23 protein-coding genes, 3 pseudogenes and 1 other annotated feature are annotated in these 26,714 nt (G+C 58.1%); of the genes and pseudogenes, 13 read left to right on the forward strand and 13 right to left on the reverse strand.

Going from position 1 to position 26,714, the window contains the following annotated elements; translation table 11 throughout:
- The 5 genes from D180_RS00800 to D180_RS00820 all read left to right on the forward strand — a co-directional run.
- Positions 1 to 446 (forward strand): energy transducer TonB (locus D180_RS00800; protein WP_017911269.1); only part of this gene is annotated, 446 nt, incomplete at its 5' end.
- Positions 447 to 543: 97 nt separating this feature from the next.
- On the forward strand, positions 544 to 1,308 hold the full coding sequence (exbB, locus tag D180_RS00805) for a TonB-system energizer ExbB (RefSeq protein WP_010340667.1): 765 nt from the start codon (positions 544 to 546) through the stop codon (positions 1,306 to 1,308).
- 40 nt (positions 1,309 to 1,348) lie between these two features.
- Positions 1,349 to 1,774, forward strand: a complete 426-nt coding sequence (locus tag D180_RS00810; RefSeq protein WP_010340666.1) for a biopolymer transporter ExbD — start codon at positions 1,349 to 1,351, stop codon at positions 1,772 to 1,774.
- A gap of 3 nt (positions 1,775 to 1,777) precedes the next feature.
- On the forward strand, positions 1,778 to 2,191 hold the full coding sequence (locus tag D180_RS00815) for a biopolymer transporter ExbD (RefSeq protein WP_010340665.1): 414 nt from the start codon (positions 1,778 to 1,780) through the stop codon (positions 2,189 to 2,191).
- Between the two features lie 302 nt (positions 2,192 to 2,493).
- Complete coding sequence (locus D180_RS00820; protein ID WP_017911271.1) at positions 2,494 to 2,901, forward strand: biopolymer transporter ExbD; 408 nt, start codon at positions 2,494 to 2,496, stop codon at positions 2,899 to 2,901.
- Between the two features lie 195 nt (positions 2,902 to 3,096).
- Here the strand turns inward: D180_RS00820 and D180_RS00825 are convergent, their stop codons facing one another.
- From D180_RS00825 to D180_RS23650, 4 genes are all read right to left on the reverse strand, one after another.
- Entirely contained in the window at positions 3,097 to 3,849 is a 753-nt protein-coding gene (locus D180_RS00825; protein WP_017911272.1) for a pyridoxine 5'-phosphate synthase, read from the reverse strand.
- 14 nt (positions 3,850 to 3,863) lie between these two features.
- Positions 3,864 to 4,130 (reverse strand): hypothetical protein, encoded by a 267-nt coding sequence (locus D180_RS00830; RefSeq protein ID WP_010340662.1) that lies wholly within the window; start codon positions 4,128 to 4,130, stop codon positions 3,864 to 3,866.
- A 101-nt stretch (positions 4,131 to 4,231) separates the two neighbouring features.
- On the reverse strand, positions 4,232 to 5,704 hold the full coding sequence (gene cls / locus D180_RS00835; RefSeq protein ID WP_017911273.1) for a cardiolipin synthase: 1,473 nt from the start codon (positions 5,702 to 5,704) through the stop codon (positions 4,232 to 4,234).
- Positions 5,705 to 5,818: 114 nt separating this feature from the next.
- Positions 5,819 to 6,121, reverse strand: coding sequence for a hypothetical protein (locus tag D180_RS23650; RefSeq protein ID WP_152240485.1), 303 nt, complete (start codon positions 6,119 to 6,121; stop codon positions 5,819 to 5,821).
- Between D180_RS23650 and D180_RS00840 the strand changes: the two are divergent.
- From D180_RS00840 to D180_RS23660, 4 genes and pseudogenes are all read left to right on the forward strand, one after another.
- Positions 6,108 to 6,344, forward strand: a pseudogene (locus D180_RS00840) (radical SAM protein); the annotation flags it as partial. The gene D180_RS23650 and the pseudogene D180_RS00840 sit on opposite strands and share 14 nt — an antisense overlap.
- 84 nt (positions 6,345 to 6,428) lie before the next feature.
- Positions 6,429 to 7,727, forward strand: coding sequence for a tyrosine-type recombinase/integrase (locus D180_RS22615; RefSeq protein WP_081616349.1), 1,299 nt, complete (start codon positions 6,429 to 6,431; stop codon positions 7,725 to 7,727).
- 20 nt (positions 7,728 to 7,747) lie between these two features.
- Entirely contained in the window at positions 7,748 to 9,568 is a 1,821-nt protein-coding gene (locus tag D180_RS23655; RefSeq protein ID WP_157835388.1) for a hypothetical protein, read from the forward strand.
- Between the two features lie 4 nt (positions 9,569 to 9,572).
- Positions 9,573 to 11,582, forward strand: coding sequence for a hypothetical protein (locus tag D180_RS23660; RefSeq protein WP_157835389.1), 2,010 nt, complete (start codon positions 9,573 to 9,575; stop codon positions 11,580 to 11,582).
- Here the strand turns inward: D180_RS23660 and D180_RS23665 are convergent.
- The 5 genes and pseudogenes from D180_RS23665 to D180_RS23670 all read right to left on the reverse strand — a co-directional run bounded on the left by D180_RS23665 (position 11,545) and on the right by D180_RS23670 (position 15,399).
- The gene (locus tag D180_RS23665; RefSeq protein WP_157835390.1) at positions 11,545 to 12,039 is read right to left on the reverse strand and encodes a hypothetical protein; all 495 of its coding nucleotides are present in this window, start codon (positions 12,037 to 12,039) and stop codon (positions 11,545 to 11,547) included. The genes D180_RS23660 and D180_RS23665 overlap by 38 nt on opposite strands.
- A gap of 157 nt (positions 12,040 to 12,196) precedes the next feature.
- Positions 12,197 to 13,216, reverse strand: a complete 1,020-nt coding sequence (locus D180_RS22620; RefSeq protein WP_157835391.1) for a serine protease — start codon at positions 13,214 to 13,216, stop codon at positions 12,197 to 12,199.
- Between the two features lie 152 nt (positions 13,217 to 13,368).
- Positions 13,369 to 14,352: pseudogene (locus D180_RS00845) on the reverse strand (IS3 family transposase); the annotation flags it as partial.
- Positions 14,189 to 14,305: a sequence feature (AL1L pseudoknot), on the reverse strand. Its footprint overlaps the pseudogene before it by 117 nt.
- A 14-nt stretch (positions 14,353 to 14,366) precedes the next feature.
- Entirely contained in the window at positions 14,367 to 14,696 is a 330-nt protein-coding gene (locus D180_RS24760; RefSeq protein WP_106406898.1) for a BPSL0761 family protein, read from the reverse strand.
- 79 nt (positions 14,697 to 14,775) lie between these two features.
- Positions 14,776 to 15,399 (reverse strand): hypothetical protein, encoded by a 624-nt coding sequence (locus D180_RS23670; RefSeq protein ID WP_157835392.1) that lies wholly within the window; start codon positions 15,397 to 15,399, stop codon positions 14,776 to 14,778.
- Between the two features lie 268 nt (positions 15,400 to 15,667).
- Here D180_RS23670 and D180_RS22625 point away from each other — a divergent pair, with 268 nt between their 5' ends.
- The gene (locus D180_RS22625) at positions 15,668 to 15,910 is read left to right on the forward strand and encodes a helix-turn-helix transcriptional regulator (protein WP_232760238.1); all 243 of its coding nucleotides are present in this window, start codon (positions 15,668 to 15,670) and stop codon (positions 15,908 to 15,910) included.
- Between the two features lie 1,002 nt (positions 15,911 to 16,912).
- Here the strand turns inward: D180_RS22625 and D180_RS00860 are convergent.
- Positions 16,913 to 17,173, reverse strand: a complete 261-nt coding sequence (locus D180_RS00860; protein ID WP_017911279.1) for a hypothetical protein — start codon at positions 17,171 to 17,173, stop codon at positions 16,913 to 16,915.
- A gap of 300 nt (positions 17,174 to 17,473) precedes the next feature.
- A pseudogene (locus D180_RS22630) lies at positions 17,474 to 17,797 on the reverse strand (transposase); the annotation flags it as partial.
- Between the two features lie 99 nt (positions 17,798 to 17,896).
- Between D180_RS22630 and D180_RS23675 the strand changes: the two are divergent.
- Positions 17,897 to 19,042 carry a hypothetical protein gene (locus D180_RS23675; protein WP_198526488.1) on the forward strand — a complete coding sequence of 382 codons (1,146 nt, stop codon included), beginning with the start codon at positions 17,897 to 17,899 and terminating at the stop codon, positions 19,040 to 19,042.
- A gap of 348 nt (positions 19,043 to 19,390) precedes the next feature.
- Here D180_RS23675 and D180_RS00865 read toward each other — a convergent pair whose 3' ends face one another.
- Positions 19,391 to 21,607, reverse strand: coding sequence for a hypothetical protein (locus D180_RS00865; protein ID WP_017911280.1), 2,217 nt, complete (start codon positions 21,605 to 21,607; stop codon positions 19,391 to 19,393).
- 239 nt (positions 21,608 to 21,846) lie between these two features.
- Between D180_RS00865 and D180_RS00870 the strand changes: the two genes are divergently transcribed.
- Together D180_RS00870 and D180_RS00875 are read left to right on the forward strand one after the other, a co-directional pair.
- Entirely contained in the window at positions 21,847 to 23,394 is a 1,548-nt protein-coding gene (locus tag D180_RS00870; protein ID WP_017911281.1) for an AAA family ATPase, read from the forward strand.
- The gene (locus D180_RS00875; RefSeq protein WP_043090244.1) at positions 23,379 to 24,410 is read left to right on the forward strand and encodes an AAA family ATPase; all 1,032 of its coding nucleotides are present in this window, start codon (positions 23,379 to 23,381) and stop codon (positions 24,408 to 24,410) included. The genes D180_RS00870 and D180_RS00875 overlap by 16 nt, the downstream gene beginning before the upstream one ends.
- Before the next feature lie 141 nt (positions 24,411 to 24,551).
- On the opposite strand, the gene D180_RS00880 is transcribed toward D180_RS00875, so the two are convergent.
- Positions 24,552 to 26,630 carry a hypothetical protein gene (locus tag D180_RS00880; protein ID WP_157835394.1) on the reverse strand — a complete coding sequence of 693 codons (2,079 nt, stop codon included), beginning with the start codon at positions 26,628 to 26,630 and terminating at the stop codon, positions 24,552 to 24,554.
- Positions 26,631 to 26,714: the final 84 nt, after the last annotated feature.

Genomic DNA, 26,714 nt, shown 5'->3' on the forward strand with positions numbered 1-26,714 from the left:
CGAAGCCGCCGGAAACTCCGCCGCCGCCGGTGAAGAACCTGGCGCCGCCGAAGCCGACCCCGCTGCCGCCGCCGCCGGAAGCCCCGGTGATCGACGTGCCGGAGCCGCGCCCCAACGACGTGGCCACCCCGCCGTCGCCGCCTGCGCCGCCGTCGCAGCCGACCGACATTGGCGCGAGCGTCGATATCTCGTCGAAGAACATGAATCCGCCGAAGTATCCGCCGGCAGCATTCCGCTCGGGTGCGCAGGGTGAGGTGATCCTGATCATCGATGTCGATGCAAATGGCAACGTGACGAACGTTGCCGTCGAGAAATCCAGCCGCAACCGCGACCTGGACCGCGCCGCCATGGAAGCAGCGCGCAAGTGGCGTTTCAATGCCGCCATGGCCAATGGACAGAAGACCGCCGGCCGCGTCCGCGTCCCGGTCAACTTCGCGCTGAACTGATACAAAGGTTGCGCGGACCGGCGCACCGCCGGTCCGCAGACCCTGTCTACTCTTTGCACCACCCTCATCACCACCACACACAACAAAGGTAAGCGTCATGCTGCAGGAAATTTTCATCGCCGCTGCTGCGGGGGGCAACAACGCATCGAACGCCCTGTCGCAGATGGGCTTCGAGCACCTGATCACCGAAATGACCTCCAAGCCGGGTGACTTCGCCGTCTCCTGGGTGGTGCTCATCACCCTGATCATCATGTCCGCCTCGTCCTGGTACTGGACGATCATCAACATCTTCCGCGCCACCCGTCTGAAGAGCCAGGCCGACCGCGTCACCAGCCTGTTCTGGGACACCCCGAACGCCCAGGACGCCATCCGTGCGATGGAAGAGCAGCCGGCCTCCGAGCCGTTCTCGAAGATCGCCCTGGACGCTGCGCAGGCCGCCGCGCACCACCAGCGCGCCGAAGCCGGCACCGGCACGGGCCTGGGCGAGACCCTGAGCCGTTCGGAGTTCGTCGACCGCGCCCTGCGTCAGGCCGTGACCCGCGAAAGCACCAAGCTGCAGTCGGGCATGACCCTGCTGGCGACCGTCGGTGCGACCGCGCCGTTCGTCGGTCTGCTGGGTACGGTGTGGGGCATCTACGGTGCGCTGATCAAGATCGGTGCCACCGGCTCCGCCTCGATCGACGCCGTGGCCGGCCCGGTCGGTGAAGCGCTGATCATGACCGCGATCGGTCTGTTCGTCGCGATCCCGGCCGTGTTCGCCTTCAACTTCTTCAGCAAGGTCAACAGCTCGGTGATCGCCAAGTTCGACACCTTCGCTCACGACCTGCACGACTTCTTCGCCACCGGTTCGCGCGTTCGCTGATCCCGGCTAAGTCGTCCACGCAACGTTAACGGAGCCCGTTATGGCTTTCAGTAGTGGTAACAGCGGCGGCCCCATGGCCGACATCAACGTCACGCCCCTCGTGGACGTGATGCTGGTGCTGCTGATCATCTTCATCATCACGGCACCGCTGATGTCCCACAAGGTCAAGGTGGAACTGCCCCAAGCCAACTTGAAGCAGGATCCGGACAAGGACGACAAGCGTTCGAATCCGATCACCCTGGCGGTCAAGGAGGACGGGTCGCTGTACTGGAACGATGAGCCGATTTCCAAGGAAGCCCTGGAATCGCGCTTCTCGACCGCTGCACAGCAGACCCCGCAGCCGCCGCTCAACCTGCGTGGCGACCGCACCACCAAGATGCGCACGATCAACGAGATCACCAAGATCGCGCAGAGTCAGGGCATGCTGGACGTCGGCTTCGTTGCGACCAAAGAGAAGGGGAACTGAGCCATGGCGTTCAGCTCAGGAGGCGGCCGTGGTCCCATGGCCGACATCAACGTCACGCCGCTGGTCGACGTGATGCTGGTGCTGTTGATCATCTTCATCGTGACCGCGCCGATCATGACGTACCCGATCGACGTGGATCTGCCGCAGCGGGTCATCAACCCGCCGCCGCAGTTGCGCGATCCGCCGCCGCCGATCGATCTGCGGATCGATGCGTCGAACCAGGTGTTCTGGAACAACAGCCCGGTGGCGGTGAGTGCGCTCCCGCAGATGATGGAAAACGAAGTCCAGCGCGATCCGACCAACCAGCCGGAACTGCGCATCGATGCCAATCCGGATTCCGAGTACGAAGTGATGGCCAAGGTGCTGGCCGCCGCCAAGAACTCGGACATGAAGAAGATCGGCTTCGTGCAGCAATAAGCTTCACCGCAACACCTCAGTCATGACGCGACTGCAAACGCCACCGGCAACGGTGGCGTTTTTTTGTGCATGCATGGTTGGCTGCACTGCCCGCTGCGACGATGCCTGCCCGCAGTCCTGCGTGTCGCGCGTCGCGTCGTCCGCCTGGCCGGGCGTGCTTCGCGCTCGCCTGCTCGCCTCCCGGCCTGAGCAGTCCGATGCGGGGCCACTCCCGAGCCCGCCCGCCTGTCGCCGCCCCTCGCATCCCGCCGCGCCGCGGGTGTAGGCTGGTAACGCGACACCACACCCACAGGAGGCTGGCCATGGCGTTCAGTGCTGCAGGGAATCGGGGACCGCTGGCGGAGATCAATGTCACCCCGCTGGTCGATGTGATGCTGGTGCTGTTGATCATCTTCATCGTCACCGCGCCGATGCTGACGCGGACGATCGCCATGGACCTGCCGCAGCGGACGCCGGCACTTTCCAGGCCCTTGCCGCCACCGGACCCGATCCAGTTGCGCCTGGACGCCAGTGGCCAGTTGTTCTGGAATGCCGCGCCGCTGGCCTTGCGCGATCTGCAGCCCCGGCTGCAGGAGGCGATGGCGCAGGCGGCCGGCAATCCGCCCGAACTGCGCATCGATGCCAGCCCGGACGCCGACTACGAGGCCATGGCCAAGGTGCTGGCGGCGGCCAAGAACGCCGACGTCCAGCGCATCGGCTTCGTGCAGTAGCAGGCGGTCTGTGGTGCGACGCCACCATTGCCGGTGGCGTCGCGTGCGTCGGGAACTCGCGCGTTTCCGCTTGCGGGAGGCAGCGAACGCCCAGGTTGATCGGATTGCGCCGATCGCGACAACCTTGCTGTACGCGATCGCTGCGCCCGCGACGCGGGCAAGTTCCAGGGAGCCAGGCCGCGCTGCCGGCGTCGCTCAGCGTGCGCCGGCCAGCACCGCCAGATAGGCCTTCACCGTGGCGTCGAGCCCGGCGTAGAGCGCCTCGCCGATCAGCGCGTGGCCGATCGACACTTCCAGCACCTGCGGCACCGTCTCCAGGAACGCGCCGAGATTGGCCTGGGCCAGATCGTGGCCGGCGTTGACGCCGAGCCCGGCAGCCTGCGCGCGGCGTGCGGCGGCAGCGAACGCCGCGGCCGCGGCGCTGTCGCCCTGCTCCCACGCGGCGGCATAGGGACCGGTGTACAACTCGATGCGGTCGGCGCCCAGTTCGGCCGCCACCGCCAGATCGGGGTTGTCGGCATCGACGAACAGGCTGACCCGGCAGCCCAGGGCTTTCAGTTCGGCGATCAGCGGGCGCAGACGCTCGCTGTCGCGGCCGAAGTCGAAACCGTGGTCGGAGGTGAGCTGGCCGTCGCCGTCGGGCACCAGGGTGGCCTGTGCCGGGCGGGTCTGCGCGCACAGGGCGATCAGTCCCGGGTAGCCGGGACGCGGCGGCGCGAACGGGTTGCCCTCGATGTTGAATTCGACGCCGCGCTCGCGGGTCAGTTCGGCCAGCGCCAGCACGTCCTCGGCATGGATGTGGCGCCGGTCCGGGCGCGGGTGCACGGTGATGCCGTGCGCGCCGGCGTCCAGGCAGGCACGCGCGGCGTCGAGCACGCTGGGCAGGTCGCCGCCGCGCGAATTGCGCAGCACCGCGATCTTGTTGACGTTGACGCTGAGCTTGGTCATCGCCGGCGAACCGCTTACGGCGCCGCGGCGTCGTCGCTGGCGGCGGCCGCGGCGCGGCGCGCTTCGGCCTGCTCGCGCAGGCGGCGCAGTTCGGCCGGGTCGATCATCGGCATCGCATCGCGCTGGCTGGCGTCGCCGATCTTGGCCACGTACCAGCCGCGTGCCCAGGCCAGCAGAAAGGCCAGCGCGGCCAGCAGGCTCACCACCAGCAACCACATGTGCGGCGTCGTGAACGCCAGAACGAAAGCACCCAGCGCGAGCGGCAGAAAGAGCCAGTACATGACGATCTCCCCAAGGATGGCGCAGTGTAGCGCCGCCGGGCGTGCCGGTTCCACGTGGTGTGGCGGCCGGACGCGCCGCTCCCGGTGCCGGGGCGCCGCGCTTACAGCAGCGGCGAGGTCAGCCGCGCCACCGCCTCCGGCAGCCGGTAGCGCCACAGCGAGCGCTTGCGGTCGTCGCGCACGCGCACCGCATCGGCCATCTCCCCTTCCAGCAGCTCGGCCAGTTGCCTGGTCAGCCCGCGATCGCGGAACAGCGTGGCGACCTCGAAGTTGAGCCGGAAACTGCGGTTGTCGAAGTTGGCGCTGCCGACCAGGCACAGGTCCTCGTCGGTGATCAGCGCCTTGGTGTGCAGCATGCGCGGGCCGTACTCGTAGATCCGCACGCCGGCCTGCAGCAGTTCGTCGAAGTAGGAGCGCGCGGCCAAGGTCACCAGCCGCGAATCGCTGCGCTTGGGCACCAGCAGGCGCACGTCAAGCCCGCCCAGCGCCGCCGAGGTCAGCGCCATGCGCGCGGCCTCGCCCGGGACGAAGTACGGCGTGACCAGCCACACCCGCCGTTGCGCCTCGTGGATCGCCGCCACCTGCAGGCGATGGATGCTTTCCCACGACGAATCCGGCCCCGACACCAGCACCTGTGCCTGGATGCTGCCGGCGTCGCGGCTGGGCATGTCGCTGGGCCAGATCCGCGCCATGTCGAAGGCATCGCGGCCCTGGCGGGTGGCGTACAGCCAGTCCTCCACGAACACCAGCTGCAGGCTGCGCACCACGTGGCCTTCGCAGCGCAGGTGCAGGTCGCGGTAGGCGTCGGCGCGCAGCGCCTCGTTCTCCTCGTCGGTGACGTTGATGCCGCCGGTGAAGGCGATGTGGCCGTCGATCACCACGATCTTGCGGTGGGTGCGCAGGTTGACCCAGGGCCGCTTGAACTTGAACGGCCGCAGCAACTGGGTGGGATGGAACCAGGCCACCTCGGCGCCGGCGTCCAGCAGCGGCTGCAGGAAGCGCTTGCGCACCTGCGAGGAGCCGACCGCATCCAGCAGCAGCCGCACCCGCACCCCGGCGCGGGCGCGCTCGAGCAGCGCGTCGCGGATGCGCGTGCCGGTGCGGTCGGGATTGAAGATGTAGTACTCCAGGTGCACGTGGTGCTGGGCGGCACCGATGTCGCGCAGGATCGCCTCGTAGGTGGCGGCGCCGTCGACCAGCCACTGCACCGCGGTGGCCGAACTCGGCGCCAGGCCGGTGGTGGCCTGGGCGATCTTGGCCAGCTCGGTGCAGTCGGCATCCGGTGGGCACACGCTGCTGTAGTGCTCCATGCCTGAGCGCGAGCGGCCGCGGCGCAGGCGCTGCCGCTTCACCTTCTGCGGGCCCAGCAGGTAGTAGATGACGAAGCCCAGGTAGGGCAAGGCGGCCAGCGACAGCACCCAGCTCAGCGTCGCCGCCGGCTCGCGCTTCTGCAGCACGATCCATCCGCTCAGCCACAGGATGTACAGCAGGTAGGCGGCGGTGAGGTAGGCGCCGATGTGCGGGATGCCGGTCAGCCGGTCCCAGGTGTTCTGCAGAGTCGCGATCACGAGCATCGGCGGATTCTAGAGGGTGACGCGGAGGTTGCGGCGAAGGCGATGCCGGCCCGGCACCGCGGCGACCGCCCGGATCGCGTGGGTTTGCTGTCTGGCGCGCTGGCAGCCATCCGCTCAGCGAACCTGCGCTGCACTGCGGGTGCATGACAGCAGGCGTTCGCGGCAACCGGGTGACGCCAAGGCGACGGCGTTCGCGTGCGCCCGCGACGAGGCCCCGGTTCGGCGAATGGCAGCGTCATCGCCGAAGAGCGACAGGCCGCCGGCCCGCCGTGGAACGTCGATCTGCTGCGCCGCCGTGCGCAACGGGCGGAGGTGAGCCACGCTGACTGCGTGGCCTGAAAGATTCAGCGCCGCCGTCGGTGCCGTCGCATCCGCCGAGACGGTCGGCGCGTAGCCTATGCCGATGAGCACCGCCATCAAGGGCCGCGGCGCCGGCAGCCATTTGCCGGGCCGCTTCGAACGGACCGTCAGCCAGGCCGAGGACGACGGCTGGCATCCCGACGACAGCGAGGAATTTGCCGCTCCGCGCCTGCGCACCCAGGTGAGCGAGGAGACCGCGCGCAGCATCATCAGCCGCAACCAGTCGCCGGACGTGGGGTTCGCGCAGTCGGTGAACCCGTACCGCGGCTGCGAGCACGGTATGGTCGCGTGGTGAATGTTCAAAAAAATAGACCCAACCCATAGGTAGTTGCGTCCAAAAACGAAACATGCTTCATTGCGCGACATGGCAGGTGTCGGCTATCAAGCTCGCGTACGTCATGGCGTTTTGCGGGGTCCGAGCACATCGTCCCGAGCAGCGAAGCCGCTGCCCGCTGGCTTCCACTTTCTTGTCTCGGAGCCGACCGGGAAGATGGTGCAGCCGTGCTTCGACCATCTGGTCGCCAAGCACCTGGTCGGCCGGAAGGAGCATCGGCTCAAGGGCAGCGTGAAGTCATCCGAAGCAGCCGCCTACGATCTAGCGGACTACCACAATTATTTGGATGCCCGCGGCCTACAGGTCGCCGATTCCTCTCCTGATCTTCTGATCGACTACCTGGAGTCTATGGCGGGGCAAGTCTCGCCAGCGACCGGACGTGGCTATGCTTCGGCTACCGTCTCTAGACGACGCGCAAGCGTGGTTTCGTTCTTGGAGTACTGTCAGGACTCGGGGTTGCTGAAGCACCGCTTTGGCCGCTCGATGATGGCGACGCGATCCGGAACAAAGGAGGTGTTCGCCGGCAACATCGGCTCCGTCCGAGGTACTCCGCCGGATCGTTTGGTTCGTGCATTAGATCCAAGGGTGATCAGTGCGCTCTTTGACGTCCTTGGGCCCACACCATTGGTTGAGGACGTCAGAGGCGGTTTGAAGCCTGCTTCAGAACTCTCACCTCCCAGGTTGATGGCAGAGGTGTGTCTGCATACTGGGCTACGGCGCCAGGAGGTCTGTGACTTGCAACTGGAACCGATCCAACTAGCCGACCTTAAAAGCCGGGATCCCTACACCCACGTCGCAATCCGCGTTGTCGGCAAGGGCAGCAAGAAGCGCGATGTGCCGTTCCCTGTTTGGTTGATAAGCGTACTTCGGGAGTACAGCAGAAGCATCCGAAAACCTCTCATGGCTGAGGCATTGCGCTCTGGTTGGATTGAGTCCGAGCATGGTCATCTCTTTCTCCTGGGAGGAGAAAGGGCGAACAGTCGTGCAAAGCCAGCCTCCGCAAGAAAATTCAGTTGTCAGATCGCATCTGCCCGGCGGCAGCTCTTAACGCGTTTGATGTCCAGAAATTCAGACGTCGATGACATCGAGCGCGTGCGACAAGCGGCTATCACCGTCCACGCGTTGCGCCACACGTTCGCCCTGACGACGTTTATTGACCGACGCAATCGTGGAGACTCGGATCCTTCCAAGTATGTCCAAGCAGTACTCGGGCACAGCAATAGGGACACGACCGAGCAGATGTATCTGCAGTGCTCGCACATCTATGAGAGTGAGCTTTCGGAATCACAATCGATACAGCTACGAAAGCTCTTACCAAGCATTCCTTAGCAGCCGAAGCGAGGGTTCCCATGCCCAAGAAAGGTGCAGCAGCTGCGCGATTCAAAGGGCAGCAGGGAAGCACAGAGCGTCCTCACCAGAGATGGGAGATCCGTCACGATAGGAGCACTCTGGAGTTAGAGTTCAAAGACCCAGGGCTGGAGATCAACCAGAAGCTCGTGCTTACACAGTGGCTTGCCGTTGGCCTGATCGGCGTTGAACTGGCCAGGGCTTTTGCCGATTGCTCTTGTTGTCAGAAGCGTACAACGCGGAAAGGAAAAGCAGGGCAATTCAAGGACGGGTTCCTCGCGTTTCTTCTGTCAACTAGCAAGAAGATCGACCATGTCAGTCAACTTCCACCAAGAATTCTCCAGGATTTCCTGACTTGGCTTAAGGATCCAACTCTGGCTCAGAGACGGCCGTATACCCAGTTGGGCTATTGGTGTGCGGCGAAATCCATCTTCGTGGCTTTGAACGAAAGGACTGACGCCAACGAGCCGAAGATTGACATTCCGAACAAGCCGTTTGCGGGGGTAAAGGTACAACCAGCGCCACAGCAGGATATTGATTTAGAAGGCTACACTGCTGTGATGGAGCATGCCGCTAACGACGCGAGGAGGACCATGGAATGTCTATGGCCCAAGCTTCTCAAGCTTCATCAAATGATCCAGAACAACCTGTCGGATGAGTTTGAGAACCAGAGCGATGAAGTGGCACTCATCGCAAGAGCGGTAGCTCAGTACGGAAATGGCCAGCTACTGCCAGCAAGAATGGAACTGCAGCAGCATGATCCACAGCTCTTCAGGTTGATTGAAGAAATCGGCTACACGGACGCTGCAAAAATTGTCCATCCGCAGATGAATGACTGGCCACCATTCCTCTATCTAATGGCAGCTCATACGGGCTTCAATCAGCAACCGCTGTCATGGTTGGACATAACGCGTATCGAAGAGCGCAATCGAATGGGTACTGCGATGATCTATCTAAGCGCAGAAAAGTTTCGAGCGAACTCGATAGTACGTCGATCATTCCCCGTAAGTGACGAGCTTCTTGCCGTTTCGACAATAATCCGTTTTGTCAAAGATTGGACACGACTCATCAGGGGAGGCGCACCGGAAAAAACGAAGAATGATCTCTGGCTCTTCGCCAACAAGTGGCGAAATAAAGAACACCAAAGGTGTCCGATCGGCTCACTTGCTCTACGCATGAAGGGCAACTACAACGAACTTCAGGCTGCTTTGAGAGCCTATTGCATTCGGCGAGGCTTAAGGCCCATCGGGCTCAGTGAAATGCGTCTGACGTTTAGTGAAATATTCCAGCGAGCGCGGCCCGGTGACCTCATGGGTCTGAAGATCCTGCTGGGCCACAAGAACGTGGTAACGACGCTTGACAGTTATCGAACTCAGGCCTCGATTGGACGGGGGCAGGAGAGGCTGGTTGGCGCACAGGTCGGCCACCAGCGCTGGGTGACGAGCGGTGGGCGAGTTGATTCTCGGATTGGCCGGAAACAAAGTGAAAGGAGCGCTGCAACGCCAGGCTTCCGATGCTCCGATCCATTTGGCAGCCCGCTTCCTGGACAGATCGAGGGGCGAGCATGTGACGCCTATGGTCAGTGCCCCTCCTGCCCACTTGCTACTTGCGACACGGACAAAGCATACGCCCTGGCTAGGTTTCATCAGCTTCATCAACGATATGAAGAGGCCAAGCAGAAGCTTGGCTCTGCAATCTGGGAAGCAAAGTTCCTGAAGCCTTACGAGCGTCTGGTCGGAGCTTGGATACCAAGAACTAGTTCCCAGAAGAATGTTGTAGCTGCACGGAGTCTGCAGCTTTCCAGCCTTCCCTGCTTGGAGTAATCGTATGCAGCCGGAAAAGATTGGACCTCATCTCGGAGATGATCTCGTTTGGAAGATTGGCCAAAAAATTCCTGGTCTAAAGAGGAAGCACGAAGTCCGCTGGGACGCAGAGATAGGCGACGGAAGCAACATGGCCGATGCAGAGAACGCACAACTCCGGAGCGAATTCCAGGCATACGTACGATCTGCTGTCGACAGGCCCAATGGGATTCGGATGGACCAGAACTCGATTGCTCCTATCGTGCGAAAACTGTATGTGCTTGCCTACTATATGAAAACTCACGGCATCAGATCAATTGGGGACCTTGATGGTTTTGCCATTCGCGGCTACGTGAGCAAACTAGAGGAAATGTATGAGAAGTCTGGGGCCCACATCGGTAGGTCCCGTAAGTGGGGTTACCCAAGTGCATATCTTCTTCTACTTCCTATCCGACAAATGTGGGACCAGCGCGCAGTGATGGCGGAGATAGGCGTGGCGACATTGCCTGAGGAGCCTTTTGAGGGCCGCACCCCATTTGCAGTCGTTGTTGACGAACTCGGTTTCTCAAGGCCTGAGCTGATTCCGCCATTAGAGGATGCTGTCGCAACGCCCGTGCTTTCGGCCGCGTTTTATTGGATCGAAAAAATTTCTCCACTAGTGATCGCCCTTAAAGATGAATATGAGAGTTCACAAAGTGAGAATGATCGTGAAGCGGCAGAGATATTGACAGAAATAGCTATTGAGAAGTTTGAGAAGAGTCTGACTCCTCGGACTCTAAAAGCGCTGGCCCAAGTCCAACGGAAAGATGATGTCGATGCTCTGGAAGGACGTGTCTATCCAAGTGTGTATATCAGAGCCTTGGTGAACCATGTCATCGCTGCCTGCACAATCTGCATCCAGGCATGCACCGGCATTCGCGCACACGAAGTTCTAAGTCTGAAGGGGCGAAGGAAGCTGTCGAAAGGATTGCCAAGTTGCGTCAAGATGAGGCCGTCTTCAGATGGCCTTATGGAGATCTTCTATCTAAAAGGCCTAAGCGCCAAGCGTAGCTTGATAGATGCAGAGTGGGTGATTGGTTGTAGGCCCAAGGAAACGAGCTACCTGCCGCCCCCTGTTGCCGCGGTTAAGGTCCTTGAGGAACTGTTGCTCAGCTGGCGGATACTCTCGTGCACAGATAACCTTCTTATCACCTGTTCGTATCCGAGGGGGGTACCTAGATGGCAGAAAGATGTTGGCCCGATTAAAAGTGATCGGATGACTATCATCCAGAAACGCTTCGTCCGATATGCCTTAGTCGCTGAAGAAAGATCCACTGACCAAATAGAGGAGGCCGTAAGTACATATCGTGCACACCGTTGGCGACCCACTTTCGCGGTATTTGTATTCCGCACCGATGCTTCGATGCTCATCCCTTTACGCGATCACTTCAAGCATATATCAGAGATGGTTACCAGTGAATCCTACGTTGGCGCCGATGCGAAGTTCCTGGAAGATCTAGACGGGGAACGTGTGAAGTCGACCGCTCAGCTGCTTCTTGCTATGAGCCAGGGCAAGCGGCTTGGTGCAGGGAGCGCTCAACATCTCATCGACCAATATCACAAAGATCTGGCTGAGGAGATCAGCGGAGCCGACGGTGAAGATGACTATGAGCGAGCGGTCGCCTGGGTAAAGGGGAGTGACATCCGAATCTGGAATGGTCTCTATGCGACTTGCCTGATGGGTTTGATGCCGGCTAACTCTAAGTGCAACGATCTTAATACGCTTCCCTTAACAGCGCGCAGCGCTCCAAATTTCGTGACTCGCAGTCCAGGAGTCTGCGCCTCATGCAAGTGCTGCCTCATTTTGGCCGAGCATCGGCCCTTCTGGGCGGCACGTGCCGAGGAGAATCGAGCGATAGTCCGGCAAGAGCGGACAATGGATAGACGTGACCAGGTGTCGATTGCGGCATTACGCGTCAGACAGAGCGAAGCGATTCTCAAGGCGATCGACAGAGCGATCACTTCTCCTTTCGTCGATGATCTCGACGAAAGCTGACAACATTTTCAGCCGTAGGAGTGTCGTTGCCAAGCTGCTTACGCAGTAGCGTGTTTTCGGCGGCGAGTTCGGCGTTGTAAGCATCACGATTCGCAAGTCGCTTCTCCAGATCGCGAACGGTGGCTCGTAGCTCCGCGACGAGGGCTGGAGTAATGTGAGGCTCCGCATCCGCTCTCATTTGCTCGCTCACTGCTGCACGCACCGCTGGATAGGCGCATCGTTCGTGCGCAATCAGACCGCGGCTAAGTCCAGCCTCAAGGGCAACGTTCGTGAACGTGACAAGGCGCTCGCCTTTAGTGACGGCCTCTTGTAGTGCTGGAACCGTTGGACAACGTGCCTGAAGCCTCTTCAAGGCATCTAACAGACGCTGCTGATTGCGCACTTTGGTGCGAGTCATTCCAGCGGACGAAGACGAATCGCCTGTCATTGCGTTCTCCGAATGCATATAGCCAAGCATTTGCCCATGCCCCACCAGAGCGACTGACCAATATCGGCAGCTAAGTTGACCAGGTACGGCAGGCTTTGAATCGCGGACAGAGTCGAGATCGCCAGGCAGACTCGATAGCAGCGCCAAAAGAGCTGGGCGATTTGCCGTTCAGCCTGGTCAATATGGCCTAGTTCCTGTTCTGAACCTCGGTTACCACGTTGCCGTCCGGATCGAGAATTCTTAGCTTCCCGCGGGTAAACTTTTCCAAGTAGCGAAAATATGCAGGCTCGTCGATGGGTCCGTGGTAGGGCATTTCGCCGGGCGCATGCCTGAAGATCGTCTCCATCAATACATCGCGATGCCAGCATTTTCCCAACGCAACTTGTTCTAAGCGAGAGTTTCCAATTACGCCGGAGTAGACACCGAGGAGAGAGAAGCGCATTTCATGTGCACTCGACATTCTACTCATGTCAAGCTTCCTGATGAAATCCAGACCGCCAATTGTCCCGGCTTCCTGAGCCCTGAGCAGCGCTTTGGTCTCAGGATCGGTCGTCCGCAATACCCCCTCTTCTTGAGCGATCACCACTGGAGCACCAGACATGCCAGGGCGGCTTAGAGAGTCTATGAGTAGTATGCGATTACTCAGGCGAGAGCCCGGCTCGGTGGCGATACTCCCACGCTTCCAGATTGGGAGGTAGTAAGGCGTCTCCGGTCCGAACTGATTCTGTAGATCCGTATGATGAAAGGGATAGCCGATGATGAAGACGTCTTTGGCCACAGTCTCCTCCAACTTCTTGCCTCGTATCGCATCAGACACATCGAGGACATGGAAGTGATCCTCGAGAATGGGATCCAAAGGATATAATGCCAGATCCACTGAAGGTCCCTCGGGATGCTGATCCCAGCGTGGTTTGAGCTTATCGTCGTATAGCGGCAGCGACATTTCACTTATGCCTCCCGTCTTTGATCGTAGAGTCAGCTTCATGTAATGAGGAATGGTTCCGCTCAACTTACTTGGGTCCGCTGGATCAAGGCCGGTCACAACATGCCAATTAGTCACCAGAAGCAGCGCATTGCTCAAGCGAACGAAGAAGCCAGTGGCATATGACTTCGGCACATGAGATCCATCCGGAAGCACCGAGAAGGTCTGAATGTATGTTGTGGCAAGGGATAGTGGGCTAACCACTACTTGTGTGACCTTTGTCATTGCGGGCTCCGTGCGGGTGGTCAAAGCGGTAAGCCTTTCACCCATTAGGTCTTTCTGGAAAAGAGCTTCGATGCCTGGCTTTTTTTGCCCAGGCCTCCTGCCGGGTTAGAAGGCTAACCGCCCCGGAAAGTTGGGAGGCTGTTTAGTTTGAGTCACGCCACTTCGGCGTGACCGGCCTGTTGTCGATCATAAGCCGCTTCGGCTTCTGCTGGCGGAATGTTCCCGATCGACCCCAGCAAGCCTTTGGTGTGTACCCGTCCACCCAATCCAGCGTGACCAGGTCCACGTCCTGGCGATTGCGCCACGAGCGCCGATGGATCACCTCGGCCTTGTACAACCCATTGATCGTTTCGGCCAGCGCGTTATCGTAGCTTTCGCCCACGCTGCCTACGGAAGGTTCGATACCGGCTTCGGCCAGCCGCTCGGTGTAGTGGATCGACATGTACTGCACGCAACGGTCGGAGTGGTGGATCAGGCCGCCCTCGCTGGGCCGCCGGGCGTGCAACGCCTGCTCCAGCGCGTCCAGCACGAAGGCCGTGTGCGCCGTCGCCGATACCCTCCAGCTCACGATCCGCCGTGCGTACACGTCGATCACGAAGGCCACATGCACGAACCCGGCCCAGGTCGAAACATACGTGAAGTCGCTGACCCACAGTCGGTTAGGCGACGGCGCGTGGAATTGTCGGTTCACCTTGCCCAGCGGACACGGACGCTTGTCGCTGAGCGTGGTCTTGACGACCTTTCCGCGCACCACCCCGTACAGGTCGAGCTCGCCCATCAGCCGTGCCACCGTGCAGCGGGCCACTGATAGCCCTCGCGCTTGAGTTGCCGCCAGACCTTGCGTACGCCGCACACCTGTGGGTTCTCCTCCCATACCCGCCGGATCTGCTGGCGCAGCGCCCGATCCTTCCACCAGTGGTTCGGGCACACGTCTGCCTCCGCTTTCCGCTGCGCGTGGCGGTAGTACGTCGACGGGGCAACCTGCAGCACCTTGCAGATCGGCTCGACCCCGTGGACATGGCGATGTTCGGCCACGAACCCCATCAAGGCTTGAAGCGGCGGTCGAGCTCCGCCTGGGCGAAATACGCGCTGGCCTTGCGCAGGATCTCGTTGGCCTGCCGCAACCCACGTACTTCGCCATATTTGATGGCTATGTATCTCTTGGTGGACGTCTGGCTGAGCCAGATCGGCGCTTGGTGGATGGGTCACTAAGTTCGTGGTACAGCCGAGAGACCCTATCACTGAGCCCCATGGTCAATGGCCCGTGCCGATAGCCTTCAAGCCAGCTAGTCTCAGGCCGCGATAGGAACCCGACGACCGACGGGGTTAAGGCTAGAGCGCATCCTGGAGTGGGGTAGTGGCGCGTCAGCCGGGCCGCTTCGCGGCGTACCTCAACGGGCAAGCGCTCATCAAGCGCAAGCTCTACCAGGAAAGCGCCGGCCTGGTAGAGATGGCGGGTACTTTCCTCGGGTGTCGTCATATGTGCATCCTGGCAAAGGGTGAGCAATTGGGATCAGAAGTCCTAAGCATAGTTCGCGATCTCGGCCTGCTTGGGTTTGCTAGTCGCCTTGGGGAGGTGGCAGCGTCCAGAACTTCTTCCCCATCGGTGCGATTCGTGTCAGGAAGAGTTCGAGCAGTATCGGGCGGCGCCAATGGGCGTCCGGTACGAAGCTGTAATCGTCATCAGCAATCTCCTGGTTGGACTGCCTGGCCGCGAGCCAACGCCCCCGGCGCCGTAGATGGGTCTGTAGGGCGGCGTACAGGGTGTCTATACCGAGCTCCCCCTGGGACAAGGTAGCGGCAGCATGGCGCACGCTCACCCATGCAAGGTAGCGGCGCCTGCCTAAGGAGTAGGGAGCCCACTCTGTTCGTATTTCCAATATGAGTGCTCGCACGTCACCGCCATCTAGGCGATGGCGCTGTAAGAGATGCACAAGATAGGCTTCGCTATCTCCATCAGCGAGCAAGCGCCAGAGAGCATCGCGAGAGATCACGTCGTTCTCGGCCAAGCGAAGTTGCAACGCGTCGTCAAGACCTGTCTGAATTTCTATGCTAGACAGATTGAGATCACAGTAGCGCCAGGCCACTGGCTCATAGACGGCCCTGTACGTTGCATCGGCGGGAGATGTAGAGCGTGTCAAGATGCCCGCCAGCTCTAGGAACTGAAGCAACTGCTCGGTCAAGCAAGGGCGAGAAGTGATTGGGCTTGGTTGCTGGGTGGCAAGGTGCAAGGCGCACCAAGCAGCAGTTCCCATCAATCCGATACGCTCGGAAGCGCGCAGCAGCGCAGCGCGAGGAGCTAAGAGGGTCGGTTGAGTCTGGACATGGGCCACGCATATCTCGGTGGGATCCAGCCTTTAGCGTATCAGGTGAACGGAGGGAAGGCTACATGATTTTCATGTAATCAGTAGGTGGCGCATAGATTGCTGGTCGCATTCAGCAATCGCGACCATGGCAACCAAGACGATCTATGACGGGCAATACCGCGACCTGGTCTACCAGCTGCGTGCGCGTCGTGAGCGACTGGGTATCTCGCAGAGTGATCTTGCTCGCCGATTGAGCTGGCCACAACAACGTCTGTCGGCGATCGAAGCAGGTGCTCGTCGTCTTGACGTTCTCGAGTTCGTTTTGCTTACGCGAGCCTTAGACATGAGTGTAGCCGCTGCCACTAGACTTTTGTTCCCCCCAAGCTAGCTGATCACCAGCGCTGTGTGGGGAGCAACCTCGCGGCAACGTCGCTAACGCACTAGCGTCCGTTAGCACTGAGAGGTACGCGATGATCCGTCCCGAGCGGTGAGATAAGGACGTAACGCCGTGCATGCAGACTGGGTGAGCTGAGGCCGAACCAGGTAGACAGGCCATGCTATGCCGAATGACTATTGAGTTACCTCTTCGGCCTCTTTTTCTTGGAGACTCTACGGCGCTCGGATGCCGCCTTGGATGTGGCTGACCTCATCTCACGTTGGAATAGCTCTGCCATAGCTGCCGTCTGATCATAGATCCCTGGCTTGCCTCCTCTCAACTTTTTGAATATTCGTTCAATTGTAGGGGAGATTCCAAGTTTCCGATGTAACACAAAATAGCGCACTTGCTTTGCAGCAACATAGGAGGAGAAACCCGCGAATAAAATGCAAAACTGCATCCAAAGAGAAGCGCTGGCTGGAAATTCACCTGAATATATGTGTATCAAACACCAGCTAGACGCGATTAGCAATGCTACTGATGGCATCATGAGCGTCAAGCGCCAAGCTAAGCGTAGTCTAAGAATTCCTGCAGGGTCTTTGGTTCTCGCCAGGGAATCAATCGCATATATGAATAGAGGTATTCCTAGGCAAGCAACATCTATGTTGGAGAAAGAATAGCTGGGTTTAGCTAAGCTGAAAACGACGACGAGAATCACCGCAAAAGTAAGAAGTGCAAAAAGATCTGTATGGAGTTCTTGATAGAATTTTCTGAGGAATTCATTGTTCTTTCGATAATGAGAACTAAGTAGGTCGATCAAGTAGATTGTGGACACGCCCCAAAATAAATTCATAAAGGCGACAGATGTAACTGCAATGGATAGCGGCCATCCATGACTTAGCAAGTATGGAACCATAGTAATCCAGCCCCATAGCAATGACCCGGTTAAGACGAATAGAAGAATTATATGCATGCTAGAGTTCCAAATATTTTTAGTACAAGCGGCAGATTCCGTCAAAACTTGAGGTGCCCGTCCGTGTCACTGATGTCGGTATACCCGAACACGTGTTGTCGGAGGGCGCGCTCGGCCAAGTAACTGGCCGGCGCGAATTGCAGGGTTTCCTCGCGTGCATGTCCGAGACGCCGTGCGCGCTCGAAGGCAATGGAGAGGCGCGAGCCAAACACGAAGAGGCCCGTGGCGGCTACGGCAAGCAGCACCAACACCCGAAACGCGTCAGCTTGGTACGCGGCCAGCGTCATCGCATCGGGCAGCATGATCCTGATGGCGACGTTGGCTAAGACGATCCCGCTCGCCGCGCTAGCCTTGTAGCAGCGCTACCACTACCGAGGCAAGGATCATCAAGAACATCAGCAGCTGGTGCGAGAGACGGTTGACGGAAGGCGATAGCGCACTTCGAGATGCATGCGGCTGCACCCAGCGCCCTCCGGCTTTGTCTGTACAGCTTGCGGATCAGGCCAAGCAGGCGCTGGTTATCTCTGGCGGGCGCTGGGTAAACTCCCGCTCAGCCGTGGTCGCAATGGTCGACACCCGCAGGCAGTGGCACATCAGTGGCACATCAGTCGTACCGGGAACTCATCGCGGCAACGTTCGATCAACAGATACCTCAGGATGATCCGTTGGCAAAGAACGTCGCCGCCACTCGCAGAAAATCCCACGTGACCCAGCTGGTGATTCAGGCGCGCCAGTTCGTCGTCTCTAGGCCTCTCAGTTCCGCCGAAGGGCACCTGGCCCTCGCTCTGGGCCTCCCGCTTCAAACGGTCAGCAAGTTCTCCCGAATCCCCAGTCCTCGAGCCACTCGGCTAAAACTGATACCCGACTGGCTGGCCGCTCAACCGCACCGCGCTTGAACTCAGGTCGAACTTCCTTCGCTTCGACATGAACACTCCTTATGGCCTCGATCGGCCTTCTCGCAAGTGCCGTAAAAAATGGGATGGACCAGCTTTGTCAGCTTCTAAAAGTAGTTCAAGCGGGTGACGTTGTCCGGCGATCTCTCCGCTAGAATCGGATACAGAGGGGACGAGGGAAAATTCGAAATGTCTGGATATTTCAAAGTGTCGATGCAGGCCGCAAAGGCCATCGCCGAGGTAAGTGATGGCCCAGATCTGCTGGCTGGATATATGACTCTATCGGCATACGCGTACGGCCCGAAGCGGGAGCTTACTGCCGCCGGCGCAAAGTCGATTCGCCTAACAACCGGGTGCTCCGACTTCCGTTCCAAGAAGGTACTGAAGCGGCTTCTTTCCTTTGATGTTGACCACGAACTTCCTCAAGGTCTGATAGCAGCTACGGGACGCAAGAAGGCCAATGCAGACGAGTACAGGATTGAGCGATGGGACGGTGAGTTTGCTTACCTCCCGTCACTCCTTATTGAGCGCCATCCCGACTACGGATCACATCTTGGCCAGCTAATGCAGCTGGATCAGCCCGAGTCGGCGATCAAAGACGCAATCCTCGTACTTCTCCATGTATACACAGCCACCGACTACGCGAGGTGGTTCGGATGCCCGCCCGACACCATGCCCTATAAAGAGTGGGATCAGTCCGGATATGCTGGCCAGGATTTTGAGCTCGGCTATCAAGGGGACGTGGGCGCGCTTCAGCTTTGGCTGGTAGCCGAAAGGGAAGGAGAGCCTTGGCGAGTGCCGATTCGAGTGGTAGCTGGCCTCTTTGGGAATGATTCTGAGGCAAGTATTGGGAGGTTCTGGAAAGCCTGGGAATGTCTAATCCAAGCGGGTTGCCTCGTCACTGTCTTGTCAGTTCAATCTGGAGATCGCGCTTACCCTCTTTGGGTGTACTCCAAGGCGTATCGCGAATCCTTGGCTGAGAGCCATGGAATCGTTTCCGACCTGGGTAGGGAAGCGCAACTCGCGGCGTGCGCTAGTGGGCTTGATCCTGACAATCTAGTAATTCGTTATGCAGTCGACGAAATGGGAGGGGTCGGTTCAGGTCTGTTCTACTGCTTCGGAAAATCACCCAAAGTTCGCACTATCGTGGCGCCTCGCTTGCACGCGCCAACTCCTATCAACCTCGATGGATTGAGGGAGGCATCAGCAGTGACTCGGAACATCTCTCGAGAAATCAGGGCTGCACGCCGCGCTGACCGTGAGGCGTATGCCGATTAGATCGCTACTTCCATGATACTTCCATGACCTTCCACGTCACTTCCAAGAACGCAGGGGCGAAGCAAAAGCCGAGAATCTCGCCAAAAGAGAAGAGGGGGAACTACTGTAGAGGCCCAACGTCCGGTGGCTACTCTCCGAGTTGGAACCTTGGCAAATGGAGCGCAAAGACCCACGACGATTAAGATCCTTCCCAACAGAACGCAATCAATCTGACTGAAGTTCGGCGTGTTCAAGGGTGAGCTAGACTTCCGGATTCTGAAAACTTGGATCATGATCCGTCCCAATACAGTGTCGCTAGGGCGACAAGTTGTTCATCGTAACCAAGGGAGCGCCAATCTTGTCGTCAGTTCATCGACTTTCGGCAGGGATAGACCGCTTGGCGTGGAATGCCTCAACCTCCTCCCAAGTCATCTTGATCGCCACGGCGCTGGCCGCAGACATATCCAGCGCATAGACCTCCAGCTCTGGGTCTTGCACGGGACTGCCGATGATGAGTGGCCACTCCAACTGTCCTGTTCCTATCGTCCCATCCTGGGCGAAGATCACCGCAGGATGCTTGATCCCCGACTCAAACATAGCCATAACCCCTGACTTGAAGTACTCCCAGTCCACAAGGGCCTGGAACGGCCTTAGCATCGTGTGCAGAACACGAGGAATAATTGAGTCGATGCCAGGTAGAACGATGGAGGCAAATGAATCGAGCAGCATTTGATCGTCGAGCTTGGCGGTCAGTACGCCACCGCTTTCGCGCCACCCCTCTGTGTTGCATTCGCCCAACCCAGCCAGGTCAATGAGCTCCAAGAACGAAGGGGAGCAAAATGCTTTCCCCTGACTGCCCTCCGCCTGGCTCAGCGCGAACTCGAGAATTCGGCGAGCGCTCTTAGCCGCGTCCGCAGCGTCGGGTCCCCCATACGGATCGGGGTCGGCGTCTTCAATCCAGTTGAACACTAACGCATGAGAAAAGCCGATCTCAAAGCATGCTTGATGGGCTGGATGCTTCGACCCGATCAGCTCCAAGGCAACCCATTCGACCAGCTGCTCAAGTCTCTGGAGTCTCAGCTCTGGCCTGCTCGTTAACGCCGGCATGGGCGCGGTCACTTCCACGGCCATGTCGTATATCTGCTTCATCTCGATCCCGAACCTGACCGCCTCCAACTCAGACCAAGCAAGCATGGGCTCCAATACCGTTGCATGATGGGCGCCTTGAGCTGCTCCACTTACGGCCATTGCAAGATCACCAAAAGCCCGGCCGGCGAAAAATGCTTCCTCACAGCTGATTAACCCATTCGGAAACGGCGTTCCGGCTGTCAAGTTCGATACCAACGTCATGCCAACAAAGGGATCGGTCCAATCCATCTGGTTGGCGAAAATGAAGGGCATGTAATTCTGGCGGACCGCAGGATTTGCTATGAACTCCCGCACGTGACGTCCAAGGCTACCCCAGAAGTCGAACCGAATAGGTACGGCCCTCTGCTTGAACCTATGCGCCTTAACCGCCCACAGCAGATCACCACCGAACTCTGGTTCAAACTTTTCCCTCAGAAGAGCAACTGAGGCCTTGGCAATGTCGTAAAGCGACTGAGGTGCCTGGCCTGGTTCGACCTTGGAGCAAAAGTACTGGGTCGCCTCCGAGGGGCGACGGGAGAGACCATTCTCCGTCGCCCAAGCTGACATCGCGTAGGGGTCAACCGCAGTCAAGGTAAGACACCAGCACCCAGAGCCAAACGCCCCTGCGTCGCGCCACAACATCATGAAGCCATGCGCCCCTGTCCTATCCCCCTCTCGAGCGATCATTTCCATCGCAGTCAAGACGATCCGAGGCGGATAAAGGTCGTCCTGACCGACATCATCTGAACTACTGCTGGCGCTATCGGCATCGCAGCCAGCGTAATCATATGTGCCACAGGCCTCACTCACCCTTGGTCGAAGGTAGAGGTCGATGGACGGCAATGCCTCACCGGGTAGCCCCAACGCACCAGTCACGTGCCATCCCTCCGGGATGTGAACCGACAGCCTGAAGCCTGGTTGTGCAGAAGCTAATTTCAGTGCCAGGTATCGCTTTCCGGACCATGCGTTCATATTGCCAACGGCATGGGTTAACAGCGTTGACCAGTTCGTAGCTACTACTACGAAAAGGACATCGAACGTGCCCAGAAATGGGGCCACGTTCCGAAGCTCCTGCTCGTAGCCGGCAAGTTCGGTGACGGTTTGCCGCTCAGTCTCAGAAGCTCGTTTGACCTCAAAGACGACCAAGGTCCTCGTCTCGTGATTGAAGCACAGGACGTCTGGCCGTAGGACCTCGCCGGTCGTCAGCGAAATGCTCATGTCAATCGAAATGATCTCAAGTGAGCCAAGCTGCTCCAGGATATGAGCGGCCGCTTCTACTGAGGCTCGGCGGGAGATATAGTCAATCCCGAACGCTGGAAGGAAATTCTCCTGGCCATACATCGCCGCTACCGCGGAGATCTTCTCGCGCCCTTCCACCGCCTCAAGCAATGAACGCTCCTTGATCAGCTTGACTAGCCATTTGACAACCTCGGACTCCAATTCGAACTTCTTGGCCATCTCGACACACTCCCTTGAGACTGCTGCTTTGGAGCTGAAGCTAAGGCGCTCCAGTACCTGAGGCCCAGGAAGGCCGGTGATATACCCCCGAAGGATCCTGCCACTACTCACGTCATTACATCTGTCTATATACTCTTGCCATTACGCTAGGGCACGGCAGGCCCTACAATCTCAGCGGCCAATCAAGAAAACCATGGAATAGGTGACACAGGGGGTGTTAGGTGCCGACGATTGAACGATTGATCCTGAAAAATTTCAAGAAGTTCCGAGAGTTTGATGTGTCGTTCGACGACAAGATGAACATTCTTGCCGGCGGCAACGAAGCTGGAAAGAGTACTCTGTTGCAGGCGATAGACATCGCGCTCAATGCCAGCCGCGGCAAGATCGAAGCGGTTGGTATTGAGACACTCTTCAATACGCAGGTTATCGCAGCCTTTCTAGGCGGAGATCGACGCATTGCGAACTTACCTTCCCTCCAGATCGAAGCGTACTTCAAAGGAATGATTGACCAGGAATTCGACGGAAGAAACAACAGCATGCGTCGAGAGTGTTGCGGTGTCCGGGTGACCTGCGAACCAATGGATGAGTATACACCCGAGATAGAGAAGGCCCTGGCCGATAAAGACGTTAGCTTTCCATTCGAGTTCTACGAGGTCCGATTCAGAACATTTGCTGACAAGACTCTACTTCCGCACCGGAAGCCTCTTAAGCATATTCTGATTGACAGCGCTCAGATCAGTAACGACTACGCTACGCGCGAATATACTCGCGCGATGTATGCTGCACAGGCCAGCATCGCCGAGCGAAGCAAGCATGCCTATGAGTATCGAAAAGCTAAGAGAGTATTCCGCGATACATCCCTCAAGAACTTAAACGAAGCGGTTGTCGACTACAAATTTGATGTCCGAAGCAACTCAAAGTCCAGCATCGAAACAGACTTGGTGATCACCGAGGAAGACATCCCGATCGAGAGCAAAGGCAAAGGCCGTCAGTGCTTCATAAAGACCGAATTTGCGCTTCGGAACCGGGAGGCGGCTCTCGATCTGCTCCTGCTTGAAGAGCCAGAGAACCACCTAAGCCATGTGCACATGCACAAGCTGATTCAGAGAATTGACTCGTCTAAGGACAAGCAGCTCTTCATCGCGACCCACAGCAGTTTCATCGCCACTCGGCTGAACCTGAGGAATGTGCTGCTCCTGACAGAGAATAATGCTACTAAACCAGTCTCTTTGAATTCTCTGAGCGATGAGACCGCTAGGTTCTTTATGAAAGCACCTGACAACAATGTGCTTGAGCTGTCGCTCTGTAGTCGGGCGATCCTTGTCGAGGGAGACGCAGAGTTCATACTACTTGGTGCCCTCTACGAGGCATGCACGGGTGGCTCCAGTACAGAAAGAGACGGCATCCACGTCATATCTGTCGACGGAACTAGCTTCAAGCGCTACCTGGAGTTGGCAGAGGCTCTAGGCATCAAGGTCGCAGTGGTGCGCGACAACGATGGAGACTACCAAGCGAACTGCGTGGACAACTACGAGGACTTCGTAGGCGAGAACATTAAAGTATTTGCTGATCCCGATCCGATCAGACACACCTTTGAAGTTTGCATCTATCAGGACAACACTAAATCCTGTGATGATCTGTTCGGGCCCGGGCGACGAAAGCTATCTGTCCAGGATTACATGTTGGACAACAAGACTGAGGTTGCTTTCCAGCTTCTTGAGAAGCACGGCAACACCCTGGCTGTACCACGCTATATACAGGACGCGATTGCATGGATAAGAGGGTGACGTTGGCAGTCGCGGGCTCTGGAAAGACCTCAATGTTAGTGGCCAATCTGGATCTCGCTCGCCGGTTCTTGATCGTCACATTCACAGATGGCAACATCGAGAATATCCGACAGAAGATCATTCAGAAGTTCGGCAACGTCCCCAAGAACATCCGAGTCTCAACCTACTTCTCATTCCTTTACGGATTCTGCTATCGCCCCTTCCTGGCGCTGGACAAGAGGACGAAGGGTGTCATCTTCAAGATCCCTCCACGCCTCCCTGCATTCAACCTCGGTCAGGAGCGTAGGTACATGACAGCTGGCAGATGGTTGTACTCCAATCGCTTAGCTGCTTTTGTCGAACGTTCGGGTCTTCTGCCTGCCGTTCGGCAGCGACTCGAGAAGTACTACGATGCGCTATTCGTCGATGAAGTCCAGGACTTCGCTGGTCACGACTTCAACTTCCTGCTCGAACTAGCAAAGGCGGATGTTGAGATTGGCTTCGTCGGCGACTTCTATCAGCACACCTACGATACAAGTCGGGACGGACAGCTCAACAAAACGCTGCACGATGACTACGCCAAGTACCAAAATAGATTCAGGGAAGCCGGGATTCGGGTAGACACTGACTCCCTCAAGGCGAGCAGGCGCTGCACGACGACGGTCTGCCAGTTCATTAGGGACCAAGTTGGCATTTCTATCCATGCGCATGACGAGCGGCAGAGCACAGTCCAATTCGAGGACGACCCGCTTGCGGTGCTCGATCTCTATCGAGACCCATCGATCGTTAAGCTCTTCTATCAAGAACACTACAAGTATGACTGCTTCTCGGAGAACTGGGGAGCCTCGAAGGGCATGGATCACTACGACGACGTATGCGTCGTTCTTAGTGCTCCCAATGTCAAAGCGTTCCGTGCCGGAACTCTGAACAAGCTCACTGCGAGTACAAGAAACAAGCTGTACGTGGCATGCTCTCGTGCAAGAGGAAGACTGATCTTCATCCCCGAGGCGCTGCTCAAGCAATTTAAGCAGAAATAGGAGCATGGTCGTGCTGTCGTCCTATTCACGGCTCATTCTTCGGTGCCCTGCTGGCACTTGGTCCGGAAGGACAAACTCCGCGCCAAGGAGCGTCGCCATTCGATTTTGATCTTTAAAAATCAGGCCAGTGCACGCGACACTCTACCACCCGTAGGGCGGACTACCGATCGTGACGTACGTAGCTCCATCAGCCATGGGCCACGGGTGGGCACCCATAGCCCACAGCAGTCGTTCCACATGGGTGGAAAGAGCGAAAACGCGTTCGGCTGTAAAGCTAGTAGATGTGCCATATAGTGTGCGTAGGTCTCTATGAATCAGGTCCAGCCACTTGGTTAGGCCCAATGGCGCCAGAGCTGCGATAATTACTTCCAAACTACCGTCAATTGGCACTTCAACTTGCTCCTTGAGCTGAGCTTCAGCCATTCCATCCTGGTGCCCGCACCACTGCGCAGTATGCTCGATGATGTTTCTGGCACAGGAGATTGCTGTCTCCAGAAAATCGTTAACGTCTCCGTATGCGTGATATCGCTCATGCGCCTTAATCATCGCGTCAAGCGAAGTGGCCACGCAGTCACGTACCAAGATCGCATAGCTCATACCCGCGTCCGGATAGATATGGGCAGTTTCCCTGGCGCAGAAGAACTCGCAGGGGGCGGTGGATGCGCCGCGGAATAGACCGATAGTAAAAAGGGTTGCCGATCTCAAAGCATCCTTATGCGTGATTGAATAGCTTTCACCATATCCCGCAGATATCAGCTGCTTAACCAGGGTGTGCACCGACATGCGTTGAAGATCCGATTGATCGGAAAGCAGTCCTTGGACGGCCAACCACGCCAGGACGATGTGCTGCTTTGGCCTTTCTTCGCGTATGACGTCGACGCACTTTGACACCGTGCTTCCATATGCTCTTGGGGCGCTGATCTTTGCAGGCAAGGCCGGATCGCCCACGTCCAGGTCCGTCAGCGCCTTTTGTATGTCATGAGCCAGCGTGATTCCATCTAGCGATTGAAGCGGGACAATCTCTGACACCAGTCGAATGGCCGTCTTTACCGTGTCAGTGAGCAGCTTTATGTCTTCCTCGTTGAGATCACCAGGCAAGCTGAGTGTAATGGCGGTCGGTGAAAGTGGCAGCGGAGACGAAGTGGGGTCTTCGCTTGACGCTGATTTTGTTGTGGCGCTGCCCGTGTGAAGCCCCTTCAAGGCTTCACGAACCAAGTTACTGACTACTTCCTCCGAGCGCCGGCCCAGCTGCTCGGGCTGGGCTAGCACCGGCTCGGCGGCGATGAAGAACTCATCACTACAATCGATGCAGATTTCCCTCAGCATGCTGGCAGAAACTTCAATCGCTTCGCCAATGGTTCCCAGCAGAGCGTTCTGGTGATCAATGGGCAGGATGCAAGCTTGGATATCCTCGAGTCCCGCGAGCAGCAGCGGTGCCCAATCCATTGTTCTCGTTTTTGCAACGGCAATACAGTCAGGCAGCACCATCCCTTCCAGGGAAATCTTGGTCCACTTCAGAGCCGAAAGTGCGGCCTCCCAAGCGTGATGATCGCCTTGGGCAAGGGTGGATCGATGGGAGTTGGCGATGACCAAGGGAGCCCGCCCCGCTACCTCTGCCTTAATCATCTCAAGAGAGCGGCCCAAGTCTGGCGTAATGTCGTCGAAGGACTCACGGACTTGGTAGGCAATCATGCGCTCAAGAAGCTCGGGGATACACTCGCGTCCCTGCCTCTCAAGTGAGTCTATAACGGCGGCGGTGACTACCTTGACATGAGGTGGCGGGGTCGGTGCGTCGACGTTGAGCAGGTCTCTGATGGTCTCAGGATGTGCGAAGCTCTCAATCACGCCGTTGGTGATCATCTCGGCCGCGTCTTCGAACACCGAACGTATGTATGCCGTCCGCAGAACCAAATGCGTGACTAGAAGCGCAACTCGGGTCGAGTCGAGACAATCTCCGGGCTGAGCAGCAAGCGTGTAGCGCAGTAACTCTTGGACAGAAAGCTCACGGTCCGTCATTACATCATCAAGAGTCTTCTCGCCTTCCTTTCCAACTCTGGAGTAGAAGTACTCGCTTACTCCGATATGGCTGATGGACAGCGATCTAGGTGGATTCCCACGGAAGTGCCACCAGGTGCATTCCCCTTCGCCTTCATTTCGATTGAGCGCCAGAAATCCTCTTTGTAGGAATCGTGGGACGTAGTGCTGACGTTTACCCGCCATCGCGCCTCCTCAGGCACCGATCGGTACGTATAGATGAAGGAATGTGTGCGCTCTGGACGTTCTCCGGACGAATGGAGGTGGCCA

Source organism: Xanthomonas sp. SHU 166 (assembly GCF_000364685.1).
GTDB lineage: Bacteria > Pseudomonadota > Gammaproteobacteria > Xanthomonadales > Xanthomonadaceae > Xanthomonas_A > Xanthomonas_A sontii.